This window comes from Sorangium sp. So ce124, assembly GCF_051525235.1.
In the GTDB taxonomy this organism is placed as follows: domain Bacteria; phylum Myxococcota_A; class Polyangia; order Polyangiales; family Polyangiaceae; genus Sorangium; species Sorangium atrum.
Genome location: NZ_CP150312.1, coordinates 5,787,815 through 5,814,804 on the forward strand (window position 1 = coordinate 5,787,815; position 26,990 = coordinate 5,814,804).

Annotated in this window: 19 protein-coding genes and 2 tRNA genes; 6 read left to right on the forward strand and 15 right to left on the reverse strand. The window is 71.3% G+C overall.

What is annotated here, in order from left to right; genetic code table 11:
* Positions 1-1,701, reverse strand: coding sequence for a sigma 54-interacting transcriptional regulator (locus WMF19_RS21675; protein WP_437900825.1), 1,701 nt, complete (start codon positions 1,699-1,701; stop codon positions 1-3).
* Between the two features lie 388 nt (positions 1,702-2,089).
* Positions 2,090-3,025: a hypothetical protein gene (locus WMF19_RS21680; protein WP_437900826.1), complete on the reverse strand. Its 936-nt coding sequence runs from the start codon at positions 3,023-3,025 to the stop codon at positions 2,090-2,092.
* A gap of 428 nt (positions 3,026-3,453) precedes the next feature.
* Between WMF19_RS21680 and WMF19_RS21685 the strand changes: the two genes are divergently transcribed.
* Positions 3,454-4,968, forward strand: a complete 1,515-nt coding sequence (locus tag WMF19_RS21685; RefSeq protein WP_437900828.1) for an alkaline phosphatase family protein — start codon at positions 3,454-3,456, stop codon at positions 4,966-4,968.
* 60 nt (positions 4,969-5,028) lie between these two features.
* A complete protein-coding gene (murJ, locus tag WMF19_RS21690; RefSeq protein ID WP_437900829.1) occupies positions 5,029-6,684 on the forward strand; it encodes a murein biosynthesis integral membrane protein MurJ in 1,656 nt (551 codons plus the stop codon).
* Here the strand turns inward: murJ and WMF19_RS21695 are convergent.
* Positions 6,653-7,267, reverse strand: a complete 615-nt coding sequence (locus tag WMF19_RS21695; protein ID WP_437900831.1) for a protein-tyrosine phosphatase family protein — start codon at positions 7,265-7,267, stop codon at positions 6,653-6,655. The genes murJ and WMF19_RS21695 overlap by 32 nt on opposite strands.
* Positions 7,268-7,578: 311 nt before the next feature.
* Between WMF19_RS21695 and WMF19_RS21700 the strand changes: the two genes are divergently transcribed.
* Positions 7,579-9,123 carry a L,D-transpeptidase gene (locus WMF19_RS21700; protein WP_437900832.1) on the forward strand — a complete coding sequence of 515 codons (1,545 nt, stop codon included), beginning with the start codon at positions 7,579-7,581 and terminating at the stop codon, positions 9,121-9,123.
* Positions 9,124-9,182: 59 nt separating this feature from the next.
* Here the strand turns inward: WMF19_RS21700 and WMF19_RS21705 are convergent.
* From WMF19_RS21705 to WMF19_RS21750, 10 genes are all read right to left on the reverse strand, one after another.
* A tRNA-Met gene (locus WMF19_RS21705) sits at positions 9,183-9,259 on the reverse strand.
* 158 nt (positions 9,260-9,417) lie between these two features.
* Entirely contained in the window at positions 9,418-10,806 is a 1,389-nt protein-coding gene (locus WMF19_RS21710) for an energy transducer TonB family protein (protein WP_437900833.1), read from the reverse strand.
* Between the two features lie 67 nt (positions 10,807-10,873).
* Positions 10,874-11,668, reverse strand: coding sequence for a TatD family hydrolase (locus WMF19_RS21715; RefSeq protein WP_437803355.1), 795 nt, complete (start codon positions 11,666-11,668; stop codon positions 10,874-10,876).
* 8 nt (positions 11,669-11,676) lie between these two features.
* The gene (locus WMF19_RS21720) at positions 11,677-14,079 is read right to left on the reverse strand and encodes a PrkA family serine protein kinase (RefSeq protein ID WP_437900834.1); all 2,403 of its coding nucleotides are present in this window, start codon (positions 14,077-14,079) and stop codon (positions 11,677-11,679) included.
* 24 nt (positions 14,080-14,103) lie between these two features.
* Complete coding sequence (locus WMF19_RS21725) at positions 14,104-14,625, reverse strand: hypothetical protein (RefSeq protein ID WP_437330468.1); 522 nt, start codon at positions 14,623-14,625, stop codon at positions 14,104-14,106.
* Between the two features lie 159 nt (positions 14,626-14,784).
* Positions 14,785-16,056 (reverse strand): serine/threonine-protein kinase, encoded by a 1,272-nt coding sequence (locus WMF19_RS21730; RefSeq protein WP_437330469.1) that lies wholly within the window; start codon positions 16,054-16,056, stop codon positions 14,785-14,787.
* Between the two features lie 15 nt (positions 16,057-16,071).
* Complete coding sequence (locus WMF19_RS21735) at positions 16,072-16,827, reverse strand: zinc ribbon domain-containing protein (protein WP_437330470.1); 756 nt, start codon at positions 16,825-16,827, stop codon at positions 16,072-16,074.
* A gap of 35 nt (positions 16,828-16,862) precedes the next feature.
* Positions 16,863-16,936, reverse strand: a tRNA-Ile gene (locus tag WMF19_RS21740).
* A gap of 377 nt (positions 16,937-17,313) precedes the next feature.
* On the reverse strand, positions 17,314-18,303 hold the full coding sequence (locus WMF19_RS21745) for a formylglycine-generating enzyme family protein (RefSeq protein WP_437900835.1): 990 nt from the start codon (positions 18,301-18,303) through the stop codon (positions 17,314-17,316).
* Between the two features lies 1 nt (position 18,304).
* Positions 18,305-19,363: a formylglycine-generating enzyme family protein gene (locus tag WMF19_RS21750; RefSeq protein ID WP_437900836.1), complete on the reverse strand. Its 1,059-nt coding sequence runs from the start codon at positions 19,361-19,363 to the stop codon at positions 18,305-18,307.
* A 229-nt stretch (positions 19,364-19,592) separates the two neighbouring features.
* Here WMF19_RS21750 and uvrA point away from each other — a divergent pair, with 229 nt between their 5' ends.
* A complete protein-coding gene (gene uvrA / locus WMF19_RS21755) occupies positions 19,593-22,562 on the forward strand; it encodes an excinuclease ABC subunit UvrA (RefSeq protein WP_437900837.1) in 2,970 nt (989 codons plus the stop codon).
* Positions 22,563-22,688: 126 nt separating this feature from the next.
* Here uvrA and WMF19_RS21760 read toward each other — a convergent pair whose 3' ends face one another.
* Positions 22,689-23,051, reverse strand: a complete 363-nt coding sequence (locus WMF19_RS21760) for a TraR/DksA family transcriptional regulator (protein WP_012236416.1) — start codon at positions 23,049-23,051, stop codon at positions 22,689-22,691.
* 467 nt (positions 23,052-23,518) lie between these two features.
* Between WMF19_RS21760 and WMF19_RS21765 the strand changes: the two genes are divergently transcribed.
* The gene (locus WMF19_RS21765; protein ID WP_437900839.1) at positions 23,519-24,511 is read left to right on the forward strand and encodes an NUDIX hydrolase; all 993 of its coding nucleotides are present in this window, start codon (positions 23,519-23,521) and stop codon (positions 24,509-24,511) included.
* Between the two features lie 3 nt (positions 24,512-24,514).
* Positions 24,515-25,102, forward strand: coding sequence for a response regulator (locus tag WMF19_RS21770; protein ID WP_012236418.1), 588 nt, complete (start codon positions 24,515-24,517; stop codon positions 25,100-25,102).
* A gap of 49 nt (positions 25,103-25,151) precedes the next feature.
* Here WMF19_RS21770 and WMF19_RS21775 read toward each other — a convergent pair whose 3' ends face one another.
* Positions 25,152-26,963, reverse strand: a complete 1,812-nt coding sequence (locus tag WMF19_RS21775) for an N-acetylmuramoyl-L-alanine amidase (RefSeq protein ID WP_437900841.1) — start codon at positions 26,961-26,963, stop codon at positions 25,152-25,154.
* Between the last annotated feature and the right edge of the window lie 27 nt (positions 26,964-26,990).

The window sequence follows — 26,990 nt, forward strand, 5'->3', positions numbered from 1 at the left end:
CTACTTCGACCGCGACGACGGGCCGTCCCGGTAGTCGGAGCGCTTCAGTCCGTGGCTCGCGATCTTCTCCTGGAGCGTGCGCAGCGGCATCCTGAGCCGCCGAGCGGCCATCGCCAGGTTGCCGTTGGTGCCGCGGAGGGCATCGAGGATGATCTCCGTCTCCAGACGGTCCATCTGTGCCTTGAGCCCGATCGCCGGCGCAGAGCTGGGCGGCCCTGCGAGCTCGATGGGAGGCCGATCCGGCGGCGGCGTGGTGCGTTTGGGCGCCGAGAGGGAGTGGATGCTCTCCGGCAGGTCGAGCGGGGTGATGACATGCCCCCGCGCGATGACGACGGCTCGCTCGATGGCGCTGCGCAGCTCGCGGACGTTGCCCGGCCAGGGATACTGCTCCAGGAGCGCGAGCGTCTCCGGATCGAGCGAGCGCACGTTCCTGCGGTGCACCTCGCTCGCCTGCCGGAGGAAGCGCTGCGCCAGCGGTCCGATGTCCTCGCGCCGCTCGCAGAGCGGCGGGATGCGCAGCGGCACCGCGTTGAGCCGGTAGAGCAGATCCGAACGGAACGTGCCCGCCTCGCACATCGCCTCGAGATCGCGGTAGGTCGTCGCGACGACCCGCACGTCCACCTCGATCTCCTTGGTCGAGCCGACGCGGACCATGCGACCGGTGTCGAGGACGTGCAGCAGCGCGGCCTGGCAGGACGGAGGGAGGTCGCCGACCTCATCGAGCACCACGGTGCCGCCAGCGCACGCCTCGAAGACGCCCTCTTGCGCGTGGGTCGCGCCGGGGAAGGCGTCGGCCTCGTGGCCGAAGAGCGTGCTCTCGAGGAGCTGGGCAGGCACGCCGCTGCATCCGACGCGGATCATCTGCATCTTGTGGCGGGGGCCAGCCTCGTGGATCAGCCGCGCGAGCACGTCCTTGCCGGTCCCCGTCTCGCCCTGGAGCAGCACAGGCGCGGACGAGCGCGCGAGGCGCATGGCGGTCTCGAGCACCGGGCGCATCGCGGGGCTGCGCATCACGAGCCCCTCGTCGCCGACCGTGCGCAGCGCGCCCACCGGCGTGGGTCCGCCCACCAGGTTCTCGATGCTCGGCATCTTTCGCCGCTCCGGGGCGCCACGACGCCCGTCCAGCGCGTCGAGGTTCAGCACCGGCAGCTCGGCGCTCGCGATCACGCGCAGCGACGCCGTGATCTCCCCGAGCACCACCTCGTCGCCGGGCTTCAAGACGCCGTGCTCGACGCGCTGCCCGCTCAGGAAGGTGCCGTTCGTGGAGCCGAGATCCTGGATGAGCACGTCGCCGCGCTGGAACGTGAAGCGCGCGTGGCGTCGCGACAGGCTGCGCTCGGGGATCGCGACATCGGCGCTCGGATCGCGGCCGATGACGACGCCGACCCCCTCGATCAGCCGCACCGTCTCGGCGCCCTGCCGGTGGTAGATGATGAGCAGCACGTGCGGCTGCGTCCCGCGCTCGCGGCTCAGCTGCGTCAACGCATCACGGACCTGCGACATGGCGATCGGGTCCGTCACGCCCAGCTGCGACTCGTACTGGACGTCCTGTGCTCCGAGATCGTCGTGCGCCATGGATGGCCGTGCGACCTTGGTCTCCACAGGCAAGTCGACGCCAGCGTGGCCTTCCTCGGACGCGCCCGGCTCGCGGACGTCCGGCGAAGATAGACTCGTCGGAGCGGCCGGACGCGGGTGATTCATGCCTTCTCTCTCATGCGTGCCCGAGGAGCCTCCGGCTCGAAATGTTGGCCCGCGAGCCCTGCTCGCGCTCGTCCCGTTATCCTATGACCATAAGCTAAAGGTCGCCCAGCGCGCAAGGCGCGAGCAGCACTTCGTCGGCGCTGCGGCGTAGCCGCACGCAGCACGCGCACGCATCCACGCATCAGGCGCCACGCGGCATGCAGCCAACTGAGCCGCTCTCCGCCCCATCTCTCCCTTTTCCGACTTTACCGCTTTGTTTCCTCCCCTTCCTCCTCTCGCTCACTACCTTGTTTCCTTTGCCTCTACTGCCTCTAGCTCCCAGTTCTTTCTCTTTCGTTTCTGCAGTGTAGCCCTCGGACGCACACTTCAGGCGGCCTCGGCGCTCCGCTCAGATCTCGCGCACAACGCGTTCGCCAGAGCCGGGCGATCGCGCGGGCGGCGCGGACGCCTCCTCGGCGCGGCAGTGCGCGTTGAAGCGAGAGCACGGGACGTCCTCGAGCGATGGGAGCTCCGCATAGCCGCGGGGACCGGCGATCTCGTTGAAGCAGCGCCCGAGCCAGCCCGGAATGACGAGCGCGTAGGTGCGCGCGAGCCGGCGAGGATCGTCGAGCGTGCGCAGCATCGCAAGATAGGTTACTTCTCCATAGGCCGCCTTGAAGGCAGCCGCCTGCTCAGGGCGCGCCAACCAGCTCATGACGCCGGCGCGATCCGCTTCTGGGTGGAACTGGACCGCCTCGACGCCGGGCGCGACCTGCAGACCGAGGATCGCCCGACCCTTGGAGATGCCGTCACGGCTCTCGCGGGCGAGGAGCTGGCCGCCGAGGGAGCTCAGCCGGCGCTCGTCGAGGTTCACCGCCTCCCAGTTGCGGTGCTCGAACGCGAAGAGACGGTCGCCGAACGGCGCCAGGAGCGGGTGTTGCTGGCCGACGGGGGTCGTGTAGATCGGCATGACGCCGAACTTGCGATCGGCGCGCGGCACCACGTCGGCCAGCTTGTAGTGATGGACGACGAGCTCGAACGAGTAGCAGATCGCGAAGAGAGCACGCCGGTGCGCGCCCCCCTGGCTCGCCGACTCGACCACGCCGTCCACGAAGCGCGCAAAATCCTGCGTCCAGGGCTCGCCCTCCCCATCAAAGGGAGAGCCGGGCCCGCCTGACGCGAGGTACAGATCGCAGTCCGTGGGGATGGGTGCGTTGGTGTCTCTGGGAGACACCTCGACGATCTCGCAGGATAGGCCTGGATTGTGCGCCTGGACGCGTTCGAAGAACCCCGCAGCGAGCCCGCGTAGACAGCGCATCGCCTGGTTCACGTGGCCATTGTTCATGTCCACGATGCACAACCGCAGCGGCCGGCCGTTCGCGACGGTAGCTTGCCGGCCGGGAGTAGGTGGAAGTGGATTCGAGCTCATCGGAAGGTGACTGTTTGCAGACGTAGACCCCCGCGTTTTCTACCCATACCACCCCTCCGACCTCGCGAAAAGAATGGTTTTCTCCGTTACGCCGGTTACGCCGGTTACGTCGACTGTTCCCGCTACTTCGACTTCATCGGTCGATCCCTTTACGTCGACCACATCCGTCACATCCGTTCCGCTCGTTATGCCAATCACATCAGTTACGTACCTTACAACGGTTACATCTGCTTCAGTTACGTCCGCTACGTCCGTTTCATCGATTACGCAGCGGACGATTCGTCACCTCTGGAGGAGACCAAAACTCCTTCATCGGCCCCGCGTTCGTGCGAATCCTGTGTGTGATGAACAAACGGAATGGTTCGACGCGTGATCCTCTGACCCGCCGCCATGTGCTGACCGGGCTCGGTGCTGCGCTCGGCGCCTCGGCCTTCGGATGCAGCACCCCAGAGGGCGCGATGGTGCTCGACAACGCCCCGCCGAGCATGGGCGGCGCGGACGAGAGCGACGGAGCGGGCGGCGCGGGTGGCTCAGGAGGAACAGTCAGCTCGGGACAGCCGGAAAATGGCGAGGCCGTCGGCGCTCCGGATCGCTGCGCAGAGACGGGAGGTCTGAGCCCGGCGGAGCTGCTGGCGCCCATCAACACCATCGTCGTTCTCTGTATGGAGAACCGCTCCTTCGACCACTATCTCGGCTCGCTGCTGCTGAAGGAGGGCCGGCAGATCGACGGTCTGACAGGCACAGAATCGAACCGAGCGCTCGATGGGACGCGGATCTCGCCCTTCCAGCTCGACAACTTCACGCCCGCCGACCCGCCGCACAGCTGGGACGCAGCCCACACGCAGTGGAATCAAGGGAGGAACGACGGGTTCGTCATCGCGCACGCAGGGCCCGACCAGCGCGACGTCATGGGCTATCACGTGCGGGAGCAGCTGCCGATCCTCTACGCGCTCGCAGACGCGTCGGCGATCTGCCAGCGCTGGTTCTCCTCGGTGCTCGGCCCGACGTGGCCGAACCGGTTCTTCCTGCACGGCGCCACGTCGAGGGGCGTCTCGAGGAACGTGCCGGTCACCGGCTTCACGAGCGTGTTCGAGCTCCTGAGCGACGCAGGGATCTCGAGCAGGAACTACTTCCACGACGTCCCGTGGTGCTCGGGTGCGTACTTCAGATTCAAGGGCGTGTCCGGGATCGAGCGCTTCTTCGAGGACGCGGCCGCGGGGATCCTCCCCTCGTTCTCCGTCATCGATCCCCAGTTCTTCGGCGCCACCGCGAACGACGACCACCCGGACCACGACGTTCAGCTCGGGCAGGTGCTCATCGCCAGCATCTACAACGCGCTGGCGAAGAGCCCGCAGTGGGGCCAGTGCCTCCTCGTGATCACCTACGACGAGCATGGCGGCTTCTTCGACCACGTCGCGCCGCCGACGACGACGGACGACGACCCCCTGTTCACCCAGCTCGGGTTCCGGGTGCCGTCGATCGTCGCGGGCCCGTTCGTCCGGAGGGGCTGCGCGGTGAGCACCGTGCTCGATCACGCGTCGGTGATCCGCACGCTGGAAGCGCGCTTCAATCTCCCCTCGCTGAACGCGCGCTCCGCCGGCGCGAACGATCTCTCGTGCTGCATCGATCCGGCGCTCCTCCGCGCTCCACAAGCGCCGATCCTGCTACCCGCGATGGACATCTCCCTGTCGCGGCTGCGCTCGCGCACCGAGTCCGGGATCTCTCAGCCGGAGCTGTGGGAGGCCGCGGAGCGCGGGCTCATCCCGCGGCACCTCGACCGCCGGGACGAGGGTCCGGCCATCGCCCGGCGGGTGCTGGCGCACGCGGAGCGGCTCGGCACGGCGAGGCTCAGGGACTGAGGTGCCGGCCAGCCGGCGCCGAGGTCGCCCGGGGGCGGGAGGTCTGATAGAAGCGCCGCCGTGCCGCCCGATCTCGATCCGCCCGCCGCCATTCAGGCAGGGACCACGCCGGCGAGCGCAGCCCCGGGCGCGCCCGCGGCGACCAGCGCAGGCCCGCCGGCGGCCGGGCAGGAGACAGCGACCAGCGCGGCGCGCTCATCGGCGATGGTCACCGCAGGGATCATCCTCTCGCGGCTCGTCGGGCTCCTCCGCCAGCGGGTGACGGCGCACTTCTTCGGTACATCCGAGCTCGCGGACGTGCTCGCGGCGGCGTTCCGCGCGGGGAACATCACCCAGAACCTGCTTGGCGAGGGGACGCTCTCCGCGACCTTCATCCCCGTCTACGCGCGCCTCCGCGCGGCCGGCGACGCGCGACGCGCGGCGCACTTCGCGCTCTCCGCGCTCGGGATCCTGCTCGTCGCCGCCGCGGCCGCGTCGATCGCCGGCGTGCTCGCGGCGCCGTGGCTGTCCTTCGTGGTCGCGGCAGGCTTCGACGCCGAGAAGCTCGCCAGCACGACCCGGATCGTCCGGATCATCTTCCCGATGACCGGCCTGCTCGTGCTGTCCGCGTGGGGGCTCGGCGTGCTGAACGCGCACCGGCGGTTCTTCCTCCCGTACGCCGCGCCCGTCGCATGGAGCGCCGCCCAGATCGCGGGGCTGCTCGCGTGCGGCGCGTGGCTCGGCATGCGCGGGGAGCCGCTCGCCGAGGCGCTCGCGTGGAGCGCGCTCGCGGGCGCGGCGCTGCAGCTCTCGCTGCTGCTCCCGTCGGCGCGCGCGCTGCTCGGCGGGCTCACGCCGCGCCTCGACGCGCGCGACCCGAGCGTCCGCGAGGCCGGCAGCAAGCTGCCCGCCGCGCTGCTCGGCCGCGGGATCATCCAGGTGTCCGGGCTCGTCGACACGCTCCTCGTGAGCTTCCTCGGCGCCGGCGCGAACGCGGCCTTCAACTACGCGCAGACGGTCTACCTCCTGCCGATGAGCGTCCTCGGCGTCGGCGAGGCCGCGGTCGCGTTGCCCGAGATGGCGCGCGACACGGCCGAGGCCGACGTCGCGCGGCGCAACGAGGCGCTGTCGCGCCGGCTCGGGGCGTCGCTCGCGCGGATCACGGTGCTCACCGTGCCGGCCGCGGCCGTGTTCATGGTGCTCGGGCGGGAGCTCATCACGCTGCTGCTGCAGACCGGGACGTTCGACAAGGCGTCGACGGCGCGGGTCGAGCCGCTCGTGTGCGCCTACGGGCTCGCGCTGCTCGGGAACGCCGCCGGGCGCGTGCTGATCACCGCCTCGTTCGCGCTGGGGGACACGAGGACCCCGGCCCGCTACGCGCTCTATCGCGTGGTCGTCAGCACCGCCGTCGCGCTCCTCCTGATGCGGTGGCTCGACGTGCTCGGCGTGGTGCTCGGCGCCGTCATCGCAGGGTGGGTCGAGGCGATCGCCCTCGGGCACCGCGTGCGGCGCGAGATCGGCGGGCTCGGCCTGGATCAGATCCGGATCGGCCGCGTGGCCTTGCTCGCGGCCATATCGGTCGGCTGCGGCGCCGCGTTGAAGGCGGCGCTGCCCGAGGCGGCGGCCGCGGCGCCGTGGGGTGCCGCGCTCATCCTCGCTGCGTGCGGCGGCGCCTTCGCCGTCGCGGCGCCCGCGCTCGGGCTCTTCAGCCTGAAGTCCCTCCTGCGCCGGAGGTGATCCCGGGCGGCGCCGCGCGCGCACCGCCCTCCGCGTGCTCTCGGTGCCACGCGACGTAGCGCTCGACGAACGCGCGCTGCGCAGGGCTCAGCGCGACGCGCGGGCGCCGCCGCTCGATGAGGGCGAGCGCGTCGCCCACCTCGATGCCGCCGCGGGTGGCGAGGTAGCAGAGCGCGAGCGTTACGCTCCTGCCCACGCCGCTCGCGCAGTGGACGTGGACACGGTGGCCAGCGACGATATGCCGCTCGAGGAACGCCACGCCGCGCGCGGCCTCCTCGAGCGTGGGAGCGCACATGTCCCAGCAGGGGATGCGCAGGTACTCGACCCCCGCCGCGCGCAGCGCGAGCACCGGATCGTACAGCTCGCGCGACACGTTGATCACGGCGCGGACGCCGAGGCGACGGAGCTCGGCGACGTCGCCTGGAAGAAGGAACCCCCCGATCAGGAGGTTCGAGCTCACCCACGTGCGCCACGGGTGCCGCGGCCGGAGCGACGCGGAGGCGCGGCGCAACGCCAGGAATGCATAGAAGACGAGGGCGTACGGCGCGAGCAGGAGGAACACCAGCGCAGGGCGAAGGCGCACGCGCACCTCATGGCGTCGACGCTGGCGCTGTGCCAGCGGCCGGGCGGCACGCGCGCTGATGACGCGCGTCCCTGACACGCGCGCCGAGCGCACCGACGATGCGCCGGCGACGCCACGGAACTTGGCCCAGCGCGCGCCAGCCGGGCATGCATCGACGGATGCCGCTCGCTTCCATGCCGACGGATCGCTCCCGCCCGGCCTCGTCTCCGCGCCGCCGGACGCCGCGGCTCTGCGCGCCACGGCGCACCGAGGGCGGCCTCCGCGCGCGACGCGTCGATGGGCGGCTCGCAAGCTTGCTCGTCGCGCTGACCATGTGCGGATGCAAACCGGCAGGCGCGGCGGTGGAGCTGTCGAAGGAGGGGGCGAGCGACGACGGTGCGCTCGAGGTCGCCGCGCTGCCGGCGGACGGCCCCAAGCTGGTCGCGCTTCGCGCAGGGACGCCCGTGCTCGCGCGTCCGCAGGCGGGCGCTCGCAAGCTCGGCGAGCTCTATCCTGGCGCCGCCGTCGTGAGGTCCTCGGAGCCGTACGGACGCGCGGGGTGCAGCGGCGGATGGTATGCGGTCCGCCCCCGCGGGTTCGTCTGCGCAGGCGACGGCGCGACGCTGAACACCGACGTGCTCGCGCTCTTGCCGGCTCCACCCGACACGTCGCGGCCCCTCCCCTACCGCTACGGCCGCGCGCGAACCCAGGGCACCCCGGCGTATTTCGGGGTGCCGAGCCGCGAGGAGGTGCAGCACGCCGAGCCGGATCTCGATCGCCACCTCGAGCGTGTGCAGCGCAGCGACGCGCAGCTCGGCGCGTCAGCCAACGACGTCCCGCTGGACGCGCGCGGCGTCTCCTCGGGGCCCCCGGTGCTGCTGCCGCGCGGCGACGGCATCGGCGAGGACGGGCGCAGGACCGAGGCCGGGTACTTCTTCTTCCCGATCGCCGACGCGGTCGCGCCGCTCCCGCCCGTCGCCGCGCTCGGCATCGACATCGGCGGAAAAGACGGCGCCCACGTCGATCTGCGCGCCGCGCTGAAGACGGTGGCGCTGCGCAAAGGCAGCGGGGTCGCGATCACCCGCGCGTTCACGGCGGGAGCGGCCGACGGGCGCAGGTTCGGCGTGACGCCCGACGGACGGCTCATCCCGGCCGACCGGCTCCAGGCCGCGCTCGGATCACCGTGGCACGGCCTCGATGTCGAGAAGCTCGGCCTGCCTGTGGCCTTCGTCCATCGCCACGACGTTCACACGTGGTCGCTCGGCCGCGGCAAGGCGAGCGAGAACGACGAGGAGCTCGAGCGCCACACGGGCGTGCCGCTCACGGGCAGGTTCAGGACGGTGGACGGCGTCCGTTTCGAGGAGGCGCGCGACGGCTTCTGGCTGCGCGCGCAGGACCTCGTCGTCGTCGTGCGTCGCACCAAGCTCCCCGACTTCGCCAAAGGCTCGCAGCGCTGGCTCGACGTCAGCCTGGTGAACCAGACGCTGACGGCCTACGAGGGGCAGAAGCCCATCTACGCCACGCTGATCTCGTCCGGACGCGACCAGCTGCGCGACCCTGAATCGACCGCGTCCACCGCGCGTGGCACCTTCCGCGTGAGGAGCAAGCACGTCACGCGCAACATCGATCCGCGCGAGGTCGCCGACAGCTTCGACGTCACCGACGCCCCGTGGGTGATGGACCTCGCGCCGGGCCAGGCGATCACCGGCATGTACTTGGGCGCAGGGGTCGGCGAAGCGCAGGGCTTCCACGACATCGCGCTGACGCCCATCGATGCGCGGCGCATCTTCCTGTGGGCCGAGCCGGAGCTCCCCGAAGGCTGGCACGCTGTGTACAGCAACGACGAGGAAGGAACCCTCGTCCACGTGCGGCCTTGATGTTCACTCAGCCACCGCTGGCCCTCCGAGGGAGGCCAGCGGCCGACTGTCACCACTGCTGGTGCCGAAGGAGGGAATCGAACCCCCGACCCGGCGCGTATGAAACGCCTGCTCTAGCCAGCTGAGCTACTTCGGCAAAAGTGAGGGCGGACTAGTACCGCCACGTCTCCACTCTGTCAAGCGAGGTCGTGCGCGTCGCGACACGCGGTCATCGCGGTCATCGCGGTCATCTCCGTCTTCACGGTCATCACGGTCATCACGGTCACCGCAGTCATCCCAGAAGATTGCTCGGGATCACCGTTCGCGCTCTCGGTGCTTCGGCAGGACTGCCGGGTTTTTCGCGTCGAACGGCATCGACCACCGGAAGCTCTCGCCGAGCTCGGGCGGCACCGGAGGATACGGCGAACCGCGCAGCACCGCGCGCCGGCAGTTCTCATCGAACTCGGGGATGCCGCTCGGCCGCGTCACCGACGCGCTTCCCACGGTCCCATCCGCGCGGATCACGAAGGTCACGATCACGGTCCCCTGAAGCCCCTCGCCCGCGGCCCACTTCGGAAACGCGTCGGCCCACAGCGGGTGCAGCTTGGCCATGACCTGCCTCATGTAGTGGCTGCGCCTGCGATCGAGCGGATCGTTGTCGAGCAGCCGGCCGCGCCCCGAACCGAGCGCGCTGGAACGCGCACCGCGGCCCGCCACGCCACCCGCGCCGGTCGCGCCCGGTCCTTCCTGTCCGCCTGGCCCGAACCCACGCGCCCCTCCGGCCGAGCTGGCGTGGACGAGCGACTGGATCGCCGTCGCCACTTCCTGCTCGCTGTCCACCGTGTCGTTCGGATGCCCCACGGCGTCGGCGGGGACGGATGGCGTGCCCACCGCGACCATCGGCCGGGCCAGCGGAACCGCCGCGCTCTCGCGATGATCCTCGCCGGGCCGCGCGTCGCGAACGCCCAGCCCCGCGGACGCGCGCTCGCCTCCCTCGACGGCGCCGCCGGCGGCGCGCGGGCTCGCCCCATGGGGGAGCGTCGCGTCGCGCGCAGCGGGCACGTCGCTCGCGCCGTCGATGCCCGCAGGCTGGGCCGCAGCGCCGAGCACGCCGCCTCGACGCTGGGGCGCGCCGCCATCGCGCGCCCCGAGCGACGGATCGCGCTCGGCCGACGTGCGTCGCTCGGGCCGACGGCCCACCCGCCCTCCCGCGAGGAACGTGAGCTCCATGGGCTCCCGGCTGGCTCGCCAGTCCTCGCGCGACGCGCGCTGGGGCGACGAGCGGATACGCTGGATCTGGCTCCTGTCGAGGCGCGAGCGGATCTCTGGAGACAGGAAGATCGCGTCGTCCCTGTCGGCGAGGTTCAACGCAGGCAGCTCCGCCGCGTCGGTGCCGCCGCGCCCGCTCGTCCCCGTGTCCGGCCGCGGTGCGGCTTCCCCTCCGCCTCGCGAAAGGAGGACGCCCAGTTCGGGCGCGGTCGCCGCCGCGCGGTCGAGCGTGCCGTCCGAGACGACGGGCAGCTCGATCTCGATCGGCGCGCTCACCGCGGCTGGCGACCCGACCGTCCGCGCGCGCGCGACCTCACGTGCCGAGAACGAGCCTGCGACGGCCAGCGCGCCTGCGCCCACCAGCCCTGCGTGGGCTGCGACGGAGAGCGCCCACGCGGAGGCGATCCGGCGGCCGTCGCGAGACCTCTGCGCCATCGTGCTGTCACTATGCCTCGAGGCGTGCCTGGGGCGAGCCCGCAGGCGCAGACCGCGCGCGCTCGTCTCAGCCGGTGAGCGCGCCGTCCAGCGGGAGCCGCAGCCGCCTGCGGGTGTTCTCCGCCGTGCGCGCGGCCAGCGCCTCGAAGGGCTCGCCCCGGAGCTCCGCGACGAAGCGCGCCGTGTGCAGCACGTGCCCTGGCTCGCACCGCTTCCCCCGGAACGGCACCGGCGCGAGGTAAGGGCTGTCCGTCTCGACCAGGATCCGATCCGCCGGAGCCCAGGCGGCGACCTCCTGGATCGCGCGCGCGGTCTTGAAGGTGACGATGCCCGAGAACGAGAGGTCGAAATCGAGGGCGAGCGCCCGCTCGGCGAACGCGCGATCCTCGGAGAAGCAGTGAATGATGCCGCCCACGTCGCTCGCCTGGGCGCGCTCCAGGATCGCGAGCGTGTCTTCCGGCGCCTCGCGCGTGTGGATGACGATGGGCTTCTCCACCCTCCGAGCGAGGGCGACGAGGTCGGCGAAGACGCGCTGCTGCGTGTCCTTCGACGAGTGCATGTAGTGGTAGTCGAGGCCGATCTCGCCGACGGCCACGACCTCGGGCCGGCGCGCGAGGACCTCGAGCTCCGCGAGCATCCGGTCGTCCACGGCGGAGGCGTCGTGCGGATGGACGCCGACCGCGGCGTGCACGTCGGCGCGCCGCGCGGCGAGATCCGCGGCGAAGCGTGCCGCGGAGAGATCCGCGTCGACGCCGACGACCACGAACGCGTCCACGCCGGCGGCCCGCGCGCGGTCCAGGACGGCGTCCGCTCCCTCGCGGAAATGACGCGGATCGACGTGGCAGTGGGAGTCGATGATCATGCTTCGCTTCAGGTGACGAGCTCAGCGAAGCGCGCGCGGAGCAGCGCGCTCGCGGCGTCGAGCGCGCAGCGGTCGCAGTAGCCCATCCCGCGCAGCCGCTCGAGCGCGCGGGTCGCGTTCCTGCGCTCCTCCTCGCGAAGCTCGCCCCAGCCCTTGTCGGACTTGCCGTCGCTTTGCGCGTCGCGGAGGAGCGCGACGAGATCGCGAACCAGGAGCGCCACGCCCTTGCGCCGCTCCGTGAACACCGCCTCCCGCAGCTTGCGGATCTGCTGCGGGAACACGACCGCGTTGACGATCTTCTGGCCAGGGTGGTCGATGGCCCACGCCGCGATGGCCGAGATCAGACCGCGCCGGTGATCGTCGTGCTTCGTGCGGACCCCGAGGAGCGCCTCCACCTCGCGCATCATGCGCTCGTCCGGGTTCTCGAAGTCGCCGGTGTGCGGGTTCCTGATCTTCTCCCCCTTCACCCAGACGCCGACGTGGGAGACGTACCGATCGAACAGCTCGGCGTAGCGCGTCTCGTCGACGAGGCCGCTGGCCGTCCGCATCTCCTCCTCGGTCGTGTCGAGCAGGCGCGTGCGCACGACCTCGCGGAAGAGCCGGTGATCGTGGTAGCCGCCCGCGAGCTGCTTCTCCTTGAGCCAGTCGTACTCCGCCTGGCGCTTGCAGAGCGCGTCGAGCTCCGCGAGCACGGCGAACGGGGAGAGGCACGCGTGGTCCTCGCTCTGCGCCGCGTCGAGCAGGAGCGTCCGAACCTCCCGCGGCGAGACGCCGAGGCGCCCCTCGAAGTCCACGGACGCGTCGCTCTCGTGGTAGATCGCCTCGATGCCCGCGCGCAGGACCTTCTGCGCCTCGGCGTCGAACCGCTCCGGCGCCGTGCCCGTCGCGAACAGCTCCATCTTCTCGACGGCGGTGAGGCTCGAGACGAGCGGCGCGAGCGCGTCGGGGTACCGCTTCGCCTCCGGCTGCCGCATCCGGGTGAGCACGGCGAACTGCGCGGCGACGCGCGTCGCGTGCGGGGCGACGTGGCGGGTCACGAACGGGACGATCTGCGTGTCGTAGATCGCCTGCTCGTCGGGGTAGCTCCGGAGGTACGGCGCGCGCAGGAGCTCGAAGCGCCCGCGGAAGCTCGGGAACTCCGGGTGCTCCCGGAAGGCGTTGAGGTGCACGTCGTTGGCGCTACCGATCATCACGACGTTCGTCTGCACCGTCTGCTGCGGCAGGCTGACCTCCCCCGTCTCCAGCGTGAGCTGGAGGTACCGGAAGGCGTCGAGCGGTCGCTTGAGGAGATCGCTGAACTCGAGCACGCCCCCGGCGGCCTCGATGAGCTCACCGTGCGCCTCGAAGAGCGTCGTCGCCTGGAGCGAGGTCGGGAGCGAGGCGAGCGAGCGATCTGCCGTGATCTGCCGCTCGCCGGCGTCGACCGAGAGCTCCGGGCCGATCGTGACCGCGCCGACGCGGTAACGGCGCGAGATGAAGTACCGCTCGACCTGGACGTGCCGCAACGTCTCGACGAGCGAGCCGCCGCTCGCCACGAGGAGCGCCTCGAAGACCTGCTGGTTCTTGTGGGACAGCTTGCCGCTCATCAGCCACTCGGGCGGCGGCTCCGTCGCGCCGGCGTCCTCGTAGAGCTTCAGGATGAGCGCGCGCCGCTCTCGCACCGGGAGCAGGAACAGCGGGTGATCCCTGAGCTCGATCACGAGCCGGGCGTCGATCTGATCGTCCTCGAGGTGGGCGTAGCTCGTGCCGTCCGCGGCGCTCGCCTTCACGTCGCCGCCGAAGCCGATCGAGCCGCGCATCGTCTTGCGGCTCGGGAACACCCAGTGGAAGCGGTACACGGCCCCCTCATCGAGGGTCGAGTAGTGCTCCAGGGCGCGCAGGATGCAGGCGGCGAGCGTGCTCTTCGCCGAGCCGTTCGGCCCGTGCATCAGGACGAGCCTGTTGGCCCTGCCCTCGCGCACGAAGTTGCAGAGCACCCGGTAGACCTCGGCCTGGAGCTCTTCGTGGCCGATCAGCGCGAAGTCCCGGCCGTGGTAGGAGGCCGCGGCCGGCGCGCCCTGCTGCGCGGGCTCGGTCGCGGGGAGCTCCCACGGCAGATCGAAGAGCTGGAACCGGGTCAGCTCCCCCCAGGGCTTCTTGATCGTCCGCGTGCCGAAATGGTCGAACATGTCGCGGACGTAGCGAGCCGCGTCGCGTCCGAAGCGGACCGGATTGGAAGCGAAGAGCTCCAGGTACTGCTGGAACGAGAGGACCCGCTGCTCTTCGTTGAAGCGCCGCGCCATCGAGGAGGCGATGGCATCGAGCTCGGAGAGGGCCTTTCGAGCCCGCTCAGCCGCACTGCCTTGGACCGTCTGGCTGGGGCCGACCTCGCTGGGCTGGCCCCCCCGGCAACCGGAGGTGTCGTTGTTCACGTGAGGCTGAGTTTACCGTTCTGCCTACTGCACGTCGACGACCGCCTCGAGCTCCTGCTTCTGCATCAAACAATTCGCGGCGCTGCAGATGCTGAAGGAGAGCACGCCCGCCACCTTGGTCTTGCCCTTCTTGGCCGCCACGAACGGGACCTTGAGGAGGCCCTTGCTCTCCTCGAACGTGCCGTCTTCGCGCTTGAGCAAGGGCTTCGGGTACGAAACGCCCTCGGCGGCCGCCTCGGTGACCTTGAACTTGATGGGGTATTTGTCGTTGATGTGGTAGTCGCCCTTCGACAGGAGCGACACCTCCACGAGCCCCTCCTGGCCGGCCTTGTACGTCCCCGTCGGCTTCATTTCGAGGGTGTAGACCGCATCCTCGACCTTCGATTTTCCGCCCTGGGGTGGGGCCGCAGGTGCTGCCTCGGGGGCGCCGCGAGAGGTCGCCGCTTCGCTCTGGCTACAGCCGAGGACGGGGAGCCCGGAGAGCGCGATCAGGCACATCGCGGCGGAGAGGGGCTTGCGGGTCCGAGTTGAAGGATGAGTGCTCATGGTCAACACAAATAACACAGCGGCGGCGCCAGCGCGAACGCGGGGCCTCGGCGCCCAGGACGATGGCGCACTGAACCGGAGCGCGCGCGCTTTACGCCCCAGCCGCCGCCGCGGCGCGTAAGGCGCAACGTCGCTCGAGCGCGCGGCCCGGCGCCGCCGTCAGCGCGAAATCAGCAGCGCGACGAGCGCACAGAGCAGCACCGCCGCGCCAGCCGCTGCGGGGATGACCCAGCGCGGCAAGCGCTGTGGCACGCCCATCACGATGTCCTCGGCAAACGCCTCAGCAGCGTCCGGCGAGGGCGCGATGGCCGCGGCGGCGATCGATCCGCCGCTCGCACCGGCGGGGACCGCGCCGACTCTCGCCGGGGCATGCGCCTGGCGGGCCAGGACCGACGGCAGCGCGGCGCGGATCCGGGCCGCGAGCTCCTTCTGCGGCAGGTACGCCCAGTCGCGGTGCGACCCCGCGAGGCCGTACGCCTGGCCCACGCGATCGGCGAGCAGGCCGACGGAGGGGAGGCGCGCCTCCGGGCTCTTCATGAAGGCCTCCTCCATCACCGGATCGAGCGAGGCCGGCGCCCCGTACGCCTTGCCCGCCACGCTCGGAGGCAGCGGGTTGCTGCCCATGATGGCCACGAGGATCATCGGACCGGTCGGCGCGTGGAACGGGACCTTCCCCGTGACGCACTCGAACACGATCGCCGCGACCGACCAGACGTCGGCGCGATGGTCGAGCGCGAGCAGCCCCTGCGCCTGCTCGGGGGACATGTAGAAGGGCGATCCGATCGTCGTGCCGACGACGGTCAGCTTCTTCGCGCCCTCGCTGTTGTCGCGCACGCTGCCGAAGTCGAGGATCTTCACCATGTCGCCGTCGTGAGTGCCGACCAGGAAGATGTTGTCCGGCTTGAGATCGCGGTGCACGACCTTGCGCTTGTGGGCCTCCTCGAGGCCGAGCGCGATCTGCGACAGCATCCGCACCAGGCGCTCGGGGGGCAGCACCTTGTCGCGCTTGAGGACCGTCCGCAGCTCCTCGCCCTCGAGGTACTCCATGACCAGCGCGAAGCTGTGGTCCTCGGTCTTCTCGAAGGCGAGCACATCGACGATCTGTTCGTGGGGCAGCGACGCGCTGACCTCGAACTCGCGGTGAAAGCGCTCGACGCTTACCTCGTCGAGCGCGACCTCGGGGTGGAGGATCTTCAGGGCGACGCTGCGGCCGGTCCGCAGATCGAGCGCCTGATAGACGCGCCCCATGCCGCCGTCGGCGACGATCCGCCAGACCTGGTAGCGCCCGCCGCAGAGGGTCGCGCCGACGCGCCTGTCCTCCGGGTGGACCGGCGGCGATACCTCAGCGACCGGGATGAGGCGCTGCCCGTCGACCGGACAGAAGCCGCTGTCGTGCGAGAAGAGCCTGAAGCAGGCGGAACACGTCTTCAAGCCGCGCACCCTGGATCAGGCGCGGGAGGGGTCCGCGGCCGGCGTGCTGCCCGTCGCGGGCTCCGGCGGCATGTAGTAGAGGATCCGGTTGCAGTTCGGGCACCGCTCGAACTCCTCCTGGCGGCGCATCTTCTGGAACATCATCGGCGGCACGGACAGGTGGCAGCCGAGGCATGTGCCGTCGTAGGTGCGGGCGATCGCGACGGGCCTGCGCGTCCGGATCGACTCGTAGCGGCGGTACAGGACGACCGGCAGCTTGCCGACCACCTGCTGGCGCGCCTCGGCGCGCTGGCCGCGCTCGGTCTCGAGCGCCGCCAGCGACGCCTGCGTCCCCGGCGCGCTGCCGTCGATCGCCCCCGCCAGCTCGACGCGCTTCGCCTCCGCCACATCGATCGCCGAGCGCGCCCCCTCGGAGGCCGAGTTCAGCCGCTCGATCTCTTCCTCGCGATCGCGGTGCAGCTTGCGCAGCTCCTCGATCTCGCGCTGCGCCGCGTTGGACTCGCGCTCGTTCCGGGAGCGCTGCAGCTTCTCCCGCGAGCGCTCGATCTGGCTCGACATCTGGCGGAGCTCGACGACGAGCTCGGAGCGCGTCTTCTCCATCGCCGCCAGGGTCTCCCGATCGCCCTTCAGCCGCTCCTCTAGCCGCTTCAGATCGGACCGCATCCCTTCCAGGCTGCCGCGCTGCTTGTCGAGCTGCTCATCGATGCGGCGGATCTCGCTGTCGATGGCCGACAGCTCTTCGAGGAATGCGATCTGCTCGCGGATGCTCACGTGCTTCCTTGTCTCCTTCTGTTTCGTGGCTTTCGTGGGCCCACCTGGACTCGAACCAGGAACAGCCCGGTTATGAGCCGGGGGCTCTGACCGATTGAGCTATAGGCCCTGGTACAAGGGCGAACCCCCGATCGGGTCCGCCCACTTTCGCACCGGCGGACAACGTAGTCCAAGCGGCGCGCAGTTGGAAGGGGAGCGGTTCGGCCGGACCGGGTTCCCCGATGGCGCCACGGCGATCAGGGGTGGCTCGGCCGTGAAGGAAGCCCGTCCGCGGACGGGGCGCAGCGCGACGAGGGGCCTCGCCGGACATCGCGCCGGCGTGCGCGGTCAGTCCACGCCCGAGGCCACGCCCGAGGCCACGCCCGAGGCCACGCCCGAGGCCACGCCCGAGGCCACGCCCGAGGCCACGCCCGAGGCCACGCCCGAGGCCACGCCACAGGCCGCGCCCGAGGCCACGCCCGAGGCCACGCCACAGGCCGCGGCCCCTCACGGCCCCTGCCGCCCGCCCGGATCGACCATCGGGCTGCGGCGCGGGATGCGCGCCGTTTTGGCTGCCGGGGTCACGGCCTTGCCGCCGTCGAGCGCGTCGGAGCAGCACCGGAACCCGACCTGATAGAAGCGGAACCACCGGTTGTGCGTCGACGTGACCGGGCGGCACCGCGAGCGGATCGGCCCCCAGTACCCCCCTTTCAGCGTCGATCGAAACGGCTTCTCGTCCAGCGTGCCGAGCTCGTTGTTCACCCACTCGTCCACGTTGCCGGTCATGTCGCGCACGCCGAAGGGGCTGACGCACCGGCTCATCTCCCCGGACGCAACCCGGCGATCGAGCCGCTCGACCTCCGCCGAGATCTTCCAGGGGTCAGCGAACGTCTCGAGCACCGGCATCGAGATCTTCCTGTCGATGTTGCAGGCGTCGGGATCGCGAGCGATCCCGTAGGGATAGGGCCACATCTGCGGCCCCTCGCACGCGAACTCCCACTCCTCGCCGGAGCAGAGCCGCTTGCCCTCGATCTCGCAGGCGCGCTTCGCCTCCAGCCAGTTGACCATCACCACCGGGCGGACGCCCTCGATGTTCGGGTACTCGAAGACGTCGATGCAGAAGCGCCGGTGCTGGAGGCGCCCCTCGCAGAGGACCTCCGGCTCGAACCGCGCGCAGATGTCCTTCTCCTCGTCGATGTACGCGGCGCAGTGGTGCCCGACGTACGGGCAGTAGATGCCGTCGACGAGCACCATCCCGCCGAGGCACGCCGCGCGGCTCTCCGGGTCGACGCGCACGTACGCAGGCAGCGGCGGAGGCGCCTGAGGCGCCAGCGCGGGCGCCGGCGGGGCCGGCTCCGGCGGGGCGACGCTCGCGACCGGGGCCGCGCTCGCCGCGTCGAGCGGCCCAGGCGGCCTCTGGAAGCGGGGGGCAAAGAGGAGCGCGCTCACCAGGGCGGCGACGACGAGGGCGGCGATGAAGGCGATGCGCTCGCGCATGTCAGTCGTACACGCCGTCCTTCTCGCGGTCGCGCTCGATGAAGGGCCGCGGCGGCGGCGTGACGACGCCGTCGACCGTGTCCGCGCAGCAGCGGAAGCCGACCTGGTAGAACTTGAACGTCGGCCCGTGCCCTCCGGTCGTGAGGCGGCAGGTGTTCCGAACAGGACCCCAGTAGCCGCCGTTGAGCGTGGCCGGGCGCGACGTGCCCGGATCGTCGGCGAGGTTGTCGGTCCACTCGTCGACATTGCCGGAAAGGTCGTACGCCCCGTAGGCGCTGATGCAGTTCGGGTGCGATCCGATGGGATCGGCCTGCCACAGCCGGGCGATCTCGCCCTCGCGGGTCGCCTCGTCCACCATGGCGTCGATGTCGAACTCGATCGCGGCGCGGTCGATGTTGCAAGGGCTTGGCGTGCGCACGAAGCCCCAAGGATACGGCAGGCGCTTCGGGCCTTCGCAAGCGAGCATCCACTCGGAGCGCCGGCACAGCCGCCTGCCGATCGAGGCGCAGAGCGACTTCGCCTCGTACCAGTCGACGTAGACGCGCGGGAGCTCGCCCACCCGGTTCGGCCACTCGTGGCGGTCGATGCAGAAGCGCCGGTGATCCACCGGAGCCCTGCACCGGGCGCCGCGCCCGTACTCGGGGCAGCCATGGCCGGCTCCGTCGCCGCTGCGGGTGCAGACATACGGGAGGGATGGACAGAAATCGCCCTCCACGAAGGTCATGTCGGCGGGACACGCAGCGCGCGCTACCGGATCCTCCGCGAAGGGATCCACCAGCGGGGCCGCCGCGGTCGCCCGCGGGCTCGCGCTTCGCGAAACCGCGGCCGCACCGGGAGGCGAGCCCGGCGCGGGCGCTGCTGGCTCCCCCTGACCAGCGGCCGTTGCGGGTGCTGGCGTGAACGACGCGGGCGCCGCGGGCCCGGCAGAGCGCGCCGCAGCGGGACCGGGCTCGAAGCGCCCGGACGGAGAGGGCGGCGCGAGCAGCAGCGCGTCGAGCTCAGGCGCGTACCGCGCAAGGAGCGCGACCACGCCGAGCGCAGCGCCGGCGCCGACCGCCATCAGGACACTCCTTGCACGCGCTTCCACCTGCGCGCCCTCTCATAGTCCAGCTCGCAGCGCAGCGACGTGAGAAGAATTGCAAGACAACCGGAAGACCTCGCCCGCGCCGTGCGCAGCGCGTCGCGGCGCGCGACGACGGGGCGGGGCAACAGAGCCGACCGAGCAGCGAGCGGCGAGCAGGAGCGGCGCCACGCCCGCTTCCGTGTGTGATAGCTCTCCGGTTCCCCCTATGGATCGACTGGTCGTTCGAGGCGCCCGGCAGCACAACCTCAAGAACGTCAGCGTGTCGCTTCCGCGCGACCGCCTGGTGGTGATCACCGGCCCGAGCGGCTCGGGCAAGTCGTCCCTGGCGTTCGACACCATCTACGCGGAAGGGCAGCGCCGCTACGTCGAGTCGCTCTCCGCCTACGCGCGGCAGTTCCTCGAGCAGCTGTCCAAGCCGGACGTCGAGTCGATCGAGGGCCTCTCGCCCGCCATCGCGATCGAGCAGCGCGCGCTGGCGAAGAGCCCGCGATCGACCGTCGGCACGGTGACCGAGATCTCGGACTACCTCCGCCTGCTCTTCGCGCGGGTCGGCACCCCGCACTGCCCCGCGTGCGGCAAGCGCATCGAGGCCCAGACGGTGCAGCAGATCGTCGACCGCATCCTCGATTTCGGCGACAAGACGCGGGTCACGATCATGGCGCCCATCGCGCGAGGCCGCCGCGGAGAGCTGAAGCTCGACATCGAGCGGCTGCGCCGGGAGGGCTTCGTGCGAGCGCGCATCGACGGCGAGATCGTCGATCTCGGCGACGAGATCGTCCTCGATCGGACGCGCGCGCACGACCTCGATGTGGTCGTGGACCGGATCGTGGTCAAGGACGGCATCAAGGGCCGGCTCACCGACTCCGTCGAGCTCGCGCTCAAGCTGGGCGAGGGCAGGCTGCTCGTCGACATCTCCAGCGACGGCATGAAGATCGAGCCGCTCTGGATGAGCGAGCGCTTCGCGTGCATCGACTGCGGCATCTCCCTGCCGCCCATCGAGCCGCGGATGTTCTCCTTCAACGGCCCGCACGGCGCGTGCCCCGCCTGCGACGGCATCGGCGCGAGGACCCGCATCGATCCGGACCGCGTGGTCCCCGATCCTCGGCGCACGCTCCGCGAGGGCGCCGTGGTGGCCTGGGGGCGGCGCGGCTCGCTCTCGCTCGCCACGGAGACGGAGCGGGCCGTCAGCGCCCTCGGCTGCGATCCGGACGTCCCGTGGGCGAAGCTGCCGGCGGCGGTGCGGCAGGCGATCCTCGAGGGGAGCGACGCCCCGGCCGCCGGCGGTCGGGGGAAGAAGAGGGCCGCCTACGAGGGGATCATCCCGCGGCTCGAGCGCCTGCTGAGCAGCGGCGAGCCCGCCCTCGCCGACGAGGAGGAGGCCGATCCCGACGAGGACAGCGCCGCGCTCTCCGACGAGATCGGCCGCTTCGTCATCACGCGCGTGTGCGACGCCTGCGACGGCAGGCGCCTGCGCCCCGAGGCGCTCGCCGTGCGCCTCGGGGATCGCAACATCGCGGACGTCGGCACCCTGCCGCTGCGCACGCTGCGCGTCTTCCTCGAGGGCCTCATGCCCCCGAAGGAAGGGGCGCCGCGGGCCCCCGCCGATGGGCAGGCCGCGGGCGAGGCCCACGTCGACGGGGCGCTCGCGCCGCGCGAGCGCGCGATCGCCGAGCCGCTGCTCCGGGCGGTGATCGCCCGCCTCGGGTTCCTCATCGACGTCGGGCTCGACTACCTCACGCTCGACCGCTCCGCGCAGACCCTCTCCGGCGGCGAGGGCCAGCGCATCCGCCTCGCGACGCAGATCGGGGCCGCGCTCGTCGGCGTGCTCTACGTGCTCGACGAGCCCTCGGTGGGCCTGCACGCGCGCGACAACACGCGCCTGCTCGAGGCGCTCCGGCGGCTCGTCGACCTCGGCAACACCGTGGTCGTCGTCGAGCACGACCGCGACGCCATCCTCGCGGCCGACCACATCGTGGACATGGGGCCGGGCGCGGGCGTGCACGGCGGCAACGTGGTGGCGCAGGGCACGCCGGAGGAGCTGAGCGCCGATCCGGCGTCGATCACGGGCCCCTACCTCAGCGGCAAGAAGCAGCTGGCGATCCCCACGAAGCGCCAGCGCCCCGACGGGCGCTTCATCCGCGTGAGCGGCGCGCGGGCCCACAACCTCCTCAACGTCACGGCCGAGATCCCCGTCGGCCTCTTCTGCACGGTCACCGGCGTCTCCGGCTCGGGCAAGTCGAGCCTCATCGTCGACACGCTGCTGCCGGCCGCGAAGAACGAGCTGTACAGGAGCTCCGCCCCGATCGGCGCGTGCGACGGCATCGAGGGCCTCTCGCACATCGACAAGGTCATCTCGATCGATCAAGCCCCGATCGGCCGCACGCCGCGGTCCAACCCGGCCACGTACACGGGGGTCTTCGGGCTCCTCCGCGAGCTCTACGCGGGCCTCCCGGAGGCGAGGACGCGCGGATACAAGGCGGGCCGCTTCTCGTTCAACGTGAAGGGCGGCCGCTGTGAGGCCTGCCAGGGCGACGGCGTGCTCCGGATCGAGATGCACTTCCTGCCCGACATCTTCGTGACGTGCGAGACGTGCGGCGGCCGCCGGTACAACCGCGAGACGCTCGAGGTGCTCTACCGCGGGATGTCGATCGCCGACGCGCTCGACCTGACGGTCGAGCAGGCGATCGACCAGTTCGAGTCGCTCCCCCGCGTCCGGGAGCGGCTCGCCGCGCTCGCGCGGGTCGGCCTCGGCTACATCACGCTGGGGCAGCCGGCGACGACGCTCTCGGGCGGCGAGGCGCAGCGCGTGAAGCTCGCGCGCGAGCTCGCGCGCAAGGCCACCGGCCGCACGCTCTACGTGCTCGACGAGCCGACGACGGGCCTGCACTTCTCCGACATCGAGGTGCTCACGGCGAGCCTGATGAGCCTGCGCGACGCGGGGAACACGGTCCTCGTGATCGAGCACAACCTCGACGTGATCGCCTGCAGCGACTGGGTGATCGACCTCGGCCCCGAGGGCGGCGAGCGCGGCGGGACGATCGTCGCCGCCGGCACCCCGGAGGACATCGCGCAAGAGGAGGCGTCGTTCACCGGCGCGTACCTGCGCGAAACGCTCACGGCGGCGAAGCGTCGCACCCCGCAGCAGCCGCGCGCCCGCGCGGCCGCCCGCAAATAGCAAAACGGGCGTGGCCCCGTCCCGTCCGCACGACACGGACCAGGAGCGGGAGCGCACGCCCGACGGCGCGGAGGCACCATCGCGCGTGGAGGCCACCGACGGGCGGCCTCCGCGCGCGGCGCAGCGTCAGCCGTAGTCCTTCTCGACCCTCTCCTGATCCTCTTTGCAGCGGATGCACAGGGTCGTCTCGGGGCGCGCCTCGAGGCGCTTCGCCGAGATCTCCTCCTCGCACTCCTCGCACTTGCCGAACGAGCCGTCCTCGATCTTCACGAGGGCCTTCTGGATCTTGTCGAGGAACGACTTCTCGCGGCCGCGGAGCCGGAAGGTGAACGACTGCAGGTACTCGCTCGACGCGAGGTCCATCTCGTCAGGGAGATCGTTCGCGTCGAGCATCATGTCCTCGGTCAGCGTTTGCTTGGCCTTCTTGACGATCTCGTCGCGCTTCGTCTCAAGCAGGGTCTTGAACTTTTTCAGCTGGGCCTTGTTCATAGGTCCTCTCGCGTCGAATGCGCCGTTCGGCGCTGCCGTCCTGAGCTCCCTGGCGCATGCAAGCCGCGGGGCGCTGACCCCGGCTGCCGGGACGGGGCTTACGGCTCCGCGACATGTCCGGAGAGGCCAGACACCCCCCCGAAATTGCGAGGCGCGGGATTCTAGGCGTGGGAGCCGAGCCCGTCAACGACGCCTCCGTCGCAGGCAGAGATCGCCCGTTATCACTGCGGCCGACGCCTCTCGATTCGCCATCGGTCGTCACGCGCGTCGTCATTCGCCATCTCGCCCGCGACCGACCGGACGCCGCGGCATCCGTCGGCATCGGTTGTCGGGACTGCGTGGAAAGCATCTGCGGGAAGTCCCCGAGCCACCGGAAAAGGCGGCGGACTTGGCCTCAAATCCGCATGCTCGCCACAGAGCACGCCGGAAGTGAGACGCAGCGGACGGTTTGACGAAAGGCAGCTCACGTGGAACAAATTTATCCCATATTGCTGGATTTCGATCAGAACCGAACCCCTGTCCGTCCCCGCGATGCCTCGACGGTGATCGTCCTCCGTGACGGTCGCGCGGGGATCGAGGTGTTCTGCGTTCGCCGCCACGCGAGCTCGAGCTTCATGGGAGGCGCCGTGGTGTTCCCCGGTGGGAAGGTGGACGCGCAGGACGGCGCGGAAGTCTGGAGGGATCGGGCGACCGAGCCGCCGGCGCGCGCCGCTGCGTTCGCGACGGGCGAGACGCCTGCGCGAGCGCTGTGCGTGGCCGCGTGCCGCGAGACGCTGGAGGAAGGGAGCATCCTGCCGACCGATCCGCCGCTGTCTGGCGACGACGTCGACGAGGTCGGGCGGGAGCTCGCCGCCGGGGCGCCGCTCGATGCGGTCCTCGCGCGGCGTGGCCTGAAGCTCGCCCTCGCGGCGCTCGTCCCGTGGGCGCGGTGGATCACGCCCGTCGCGGAGGCGCGGCGCTTCGACGCGCGCTTCTTCCTGCTGCCGCTACCGCCGGGCCAGATCGGGCGACACGACGGACACGAGACGACGATGAGCTTCTGGGCCGCGCCGTCCGAGGTCCTGGAGCGCGCCGCGCGTGGGGAGATCCTTCTCGCTCCGCCGACTTCACGCACGCTCGATCTCCTCGCCGTGGCCCTGGACGTGCGCAGCGCCGTGGCGCTCGCGGAACGCCAGTCGCTCTTGCCGATCTGTCCGCGCTTCGTCCCGGGCGATGGGGCCGAGCCGCCCTACCTGGCGCTGCCAGGCGACCCTTCGCACGAGGCGCGCGATCGGCGCGCCGAGGGGCCGACCCGTTATGTCCTGCGCAACGGGCGCTTCGTCGCCGAAGAATGCTGCGCACATGGATCCCTGATCCACATCAAACAGGAACGAGAGCCAGATCCACCCGTGCCGACCAGCTTCGACACCCCCCAGACGAATGCCCCCTCCGTGCCGGCGACGCCTGATCTCGAGGAGTGAGCCATGGAAACGAACCCGAAAGAGAACACGACGCAGCCCGAGCTGTTCACCGCGAGCGACGTCGCGCGCTTCTGTCAGGTGGACCTCAAGACCATCCACAATTGGGCGGACAAGGGGGAGATCCGCCACTTCCGCACGCCCGGACGGCACCTCCGCTTCCGGCGGCTGGACGTTCTCGATTTCCTCCGAAAGTACGGCTACCCGATCCCGGAGATCCTCCGGATGGGCAAGCCGAAGGTCGTCGTGGTCGACGACGACCCCTCCGTCCTCGCCGCGCTCCGCAAGACCCTCTCGCGGCGGTTCGACCTGACCACGTTCCAGGATCCGTTCGACGCGCTCGTCGCGGTGGGCAACCTCCAGCCCGACGCGCTCATCCTGGACATCATGATGCCGGGCCTCGACGGCGTGCGCTGTCTGGAGCGGCTCCGCTCCATCGACGCGACCTCGCACATCCGCTGCATCGTGTACTCGAACCACGAGGACATGAAGAAGAACGCGACCGAGGCGGGCGCCTACGACTTCATCAAGAAGGGCGAGGCCGGCGAGCTGCGCGACTCGCTCGAGCGGCTCATGGGCCTCGAGCGAGGGTGACGCGTGCGCGGGCGACGCCAGCGCGGCCCGCGCACGCCGGCGGCGCCCCTCACTTGCCCTCGCGGTAGGCGCGGATCGCGTTCACGATGGCGTCCGCCATCTTCTGCCGGAAGTCGGCGGTCGCGAGGCGAGCCTCGTCCTCGGGGTTCGAGATGAACGACGTCTCGAACAGCGCGGCCGGCATGTCGGCGCCCGCGAGGACGAAGAAGCCCGCGCCCCTGACGCCTTGATCCTTCGTGTCGGGGTAGCGGGGCGAGAGCGAGGCGAGCGACGACCGCTGGAGGAGCTCGGCGAAGTGGCGCGAGCGGGCCGCCATGTCGCCGACGTTGAGGTTCGACAGGATCGCCGCCACCTCGAGGCGGGCGCCGGGATCACCCAGGTCCACGCCCTGCCCTCCCCGCTCGGCGCGGGCGGCGTTCTCGCGCGCCGCGAGCTGCGCCGACGTCGCCTCGCCGTCGTGAGGGGCCGCGAGCGAGAACGTCTGGACCCCACGAGCGCGGCCGTTCTCGCTCGCGTTGCAGTGGATCGAGACGAACAGGTCGGCGTGGAACGCGTTCGCGCGCGCGGTGCGGAGCTCCAGCGGCACGTAGGTGTCGCTGTCCCGCGTGAGGAGCGTCTCGATCTTGAGCTCGCGCGCGAGGAGCGGGGCGACGCGATGGGCGACGTCGAGCGTCACGTCCTTCTCCTTCAACCCCGTGGGGCCGACGGCGCCGGTGTCGTTCCCGCCGTGCCCCGGGTCGATCGCGACGCGCCGGACCTCCCGCGCGCCGCCGGGGTTGTCCTTGTCGTCGCGCAGCGGAGCGCGGGTGCTCACGTCGACGACGATCCGGAACGGATCGGGGAGGTAGAAGATCCGGCGGTGCAGGTTGGCGGCGAGATCGAGGACGACGCGCGTTCCGTTCGGCTGGACGCCGACGCGCACCCGCCGCAGGACGCCGCCGACCTCGATCTCCCGCGCGACGCCGCGCGACGTCGCCCTCGCGATGTCGACGAACACGCGCGCGTCCTTGCCGGCGCTCTCGTCCGCCGCGAGCGTGCCGACGTCGAACGTCGTCGGCGCGGAGAGCTCGACAACGACGCGCGCCCCTTTGTCCGAGCCGTGCCGCTCGATCGAGGTGATCTTCACCGGGCCGGTGGGCGCGGCCGGCGCCCGGGGGGCGACGACGACATCGCCGGTGGCTTCGGCGGTCGTCACCTGCACCGGCGCCGCGGTCGCGGAGCTCGCGGGCGCGGCGGAGGAGCCCGGCGCGGGCCCCGCTGCGAGCGCGAGCGCGACGCCCTCGACGCGGTGCCCCTCCTGCTCCAGCGCGCGCAGCGCGTCCCCGCTCGGCCTGTAGGCGGCGGCTTGCGCGAGCGCGAGCGCGAGCGCGCCCAGGCACTGCGAGCGCGGCGCGCCGCCGGACGGCGCGGGCGGGGCGAGGGCCGCGTAGCGCCGCGAGACCAGGTAGAGCTCGCGGTACGCGACGGCCGCGTCGTGAGCGAGCTCGCCGGCGAGCAGCGCGCGGCGGCGCTCGGCCTGGCACGCGCGCTCGACGTGGGCCGGATCGGCCGAGGCGCGGAAGGCCGTCGCCGCCGCGCCGTAGAGCTCCATCGCCTCGCGCGCGTCGGTGACCGCCTGATCGAGGCGGAAGAGCCGCATGCGAAGATCGCCGGCCAGCTCCGCGAGCGAGGCCGCCTGCGCCGGCGCCCCGGCGCGCGATGACGCGATGGCGACGGCATCGGCGAGGGCGACCGTCTCGGCGCGGGGGGGGAGGAGCGCCGCCGGATCGAGCAGCGCGGCGGCGCGCTCCTCGTCGGAGATGCCGGCGGGCGCGGCCGGCGCGCTGCCCTCCGCGCTGCACCCGAGGGTGGCGTGCGCCACCACTGCAAAAAGCGCGATCGCCGCGAA

Bases quoted from the DNA above. Each gene is read 5' to 3' on its own strand.
- WMF19_RS21675 (WP_437900825.1), bottom strand. From the start codon at position 1,701: ATGAATCACCCGCGTCCGGCCGCTCCGACGAGTCTATCTTCGCCGGAC.
- WMF19_RS21680 (WP_437900826.1), bottom strand. From the start codon at position 3,025: ATGAACAATGGCCACGTGAACCAGGCGATGCGCTGTCTACGCGGGCTC.
- WMF19_RS21685 (WP_437900828.1), top strand. From the start codon at position 3,454: ATGAACAAACGGAATGGTTCGACGCGTGATCCTCTGACCCGCCGCCAT.
- WMF19_RS21700 (WP_437900832.1), top strand. From the start codon at position 7,579: ATGTGCGGATGCAAACCGGCAGGCGCGGCGGTGGAGCTGTCGAAGGAG.
- WMF19_RS21710 (WP_437900833.1), bottom strand. From the start codon at position 10,806: ATGGCGCAGAGGTCTCGCGACGGCCGCCGGATCGCCTCCGCGTGGGCG.
- WMF19_RS21715 (WP_437803355.1), bottom strand. From the start codon at position 11,668: ATGATCATCGACTCCCACTGCCACGTCGATCCGCGTCATTTCCGCGAG.
- WMF19_RS21725 (WP_437330468.1), bottom strand. From the start codon at position 14,625: ATGAGCACTCATCCTTCAACTCGGACCCGCAAGCCCCTCTCCGCCGCG.
- WMF19_RS21745 (WP_437900835.1), bottom strand. From the start codon at position 18,303: ATGCGCGAGCGCATCGCCTTCATCGCCGCCCTCGTCGTCGCCGCCCTG.
- WMF19_RS21750 (WP_437900836.1), bottom strand. From the start codon at position 19,363: ATGGCGGTCGGCGCCGGCGCTGCGCTCGGCGTGGTCGCGCTCCTTGCG.
- uvrA (WP_437900837.1), top strand. From the start codon at position 19,593: ATGGATCGACTGGTCGTTCGAGGCGCCCGGCAGCACAACCTCAAGAAC.
- WMF19_RS21760 (WP_012236416.1), bottom strand. From the start codon at position 23,051: ATGAACAAGGCCCAGCTGAAAAAGTTCAAGACCCTGCTTGAGACGAAG.
- WMF19_RS21770 (WP_012236418.1), top strand. From the start codon at position 24,515: ATGGAAACGAACCCGAAAGAGAACACGACGCAGCCCGAGCTGTTCACC.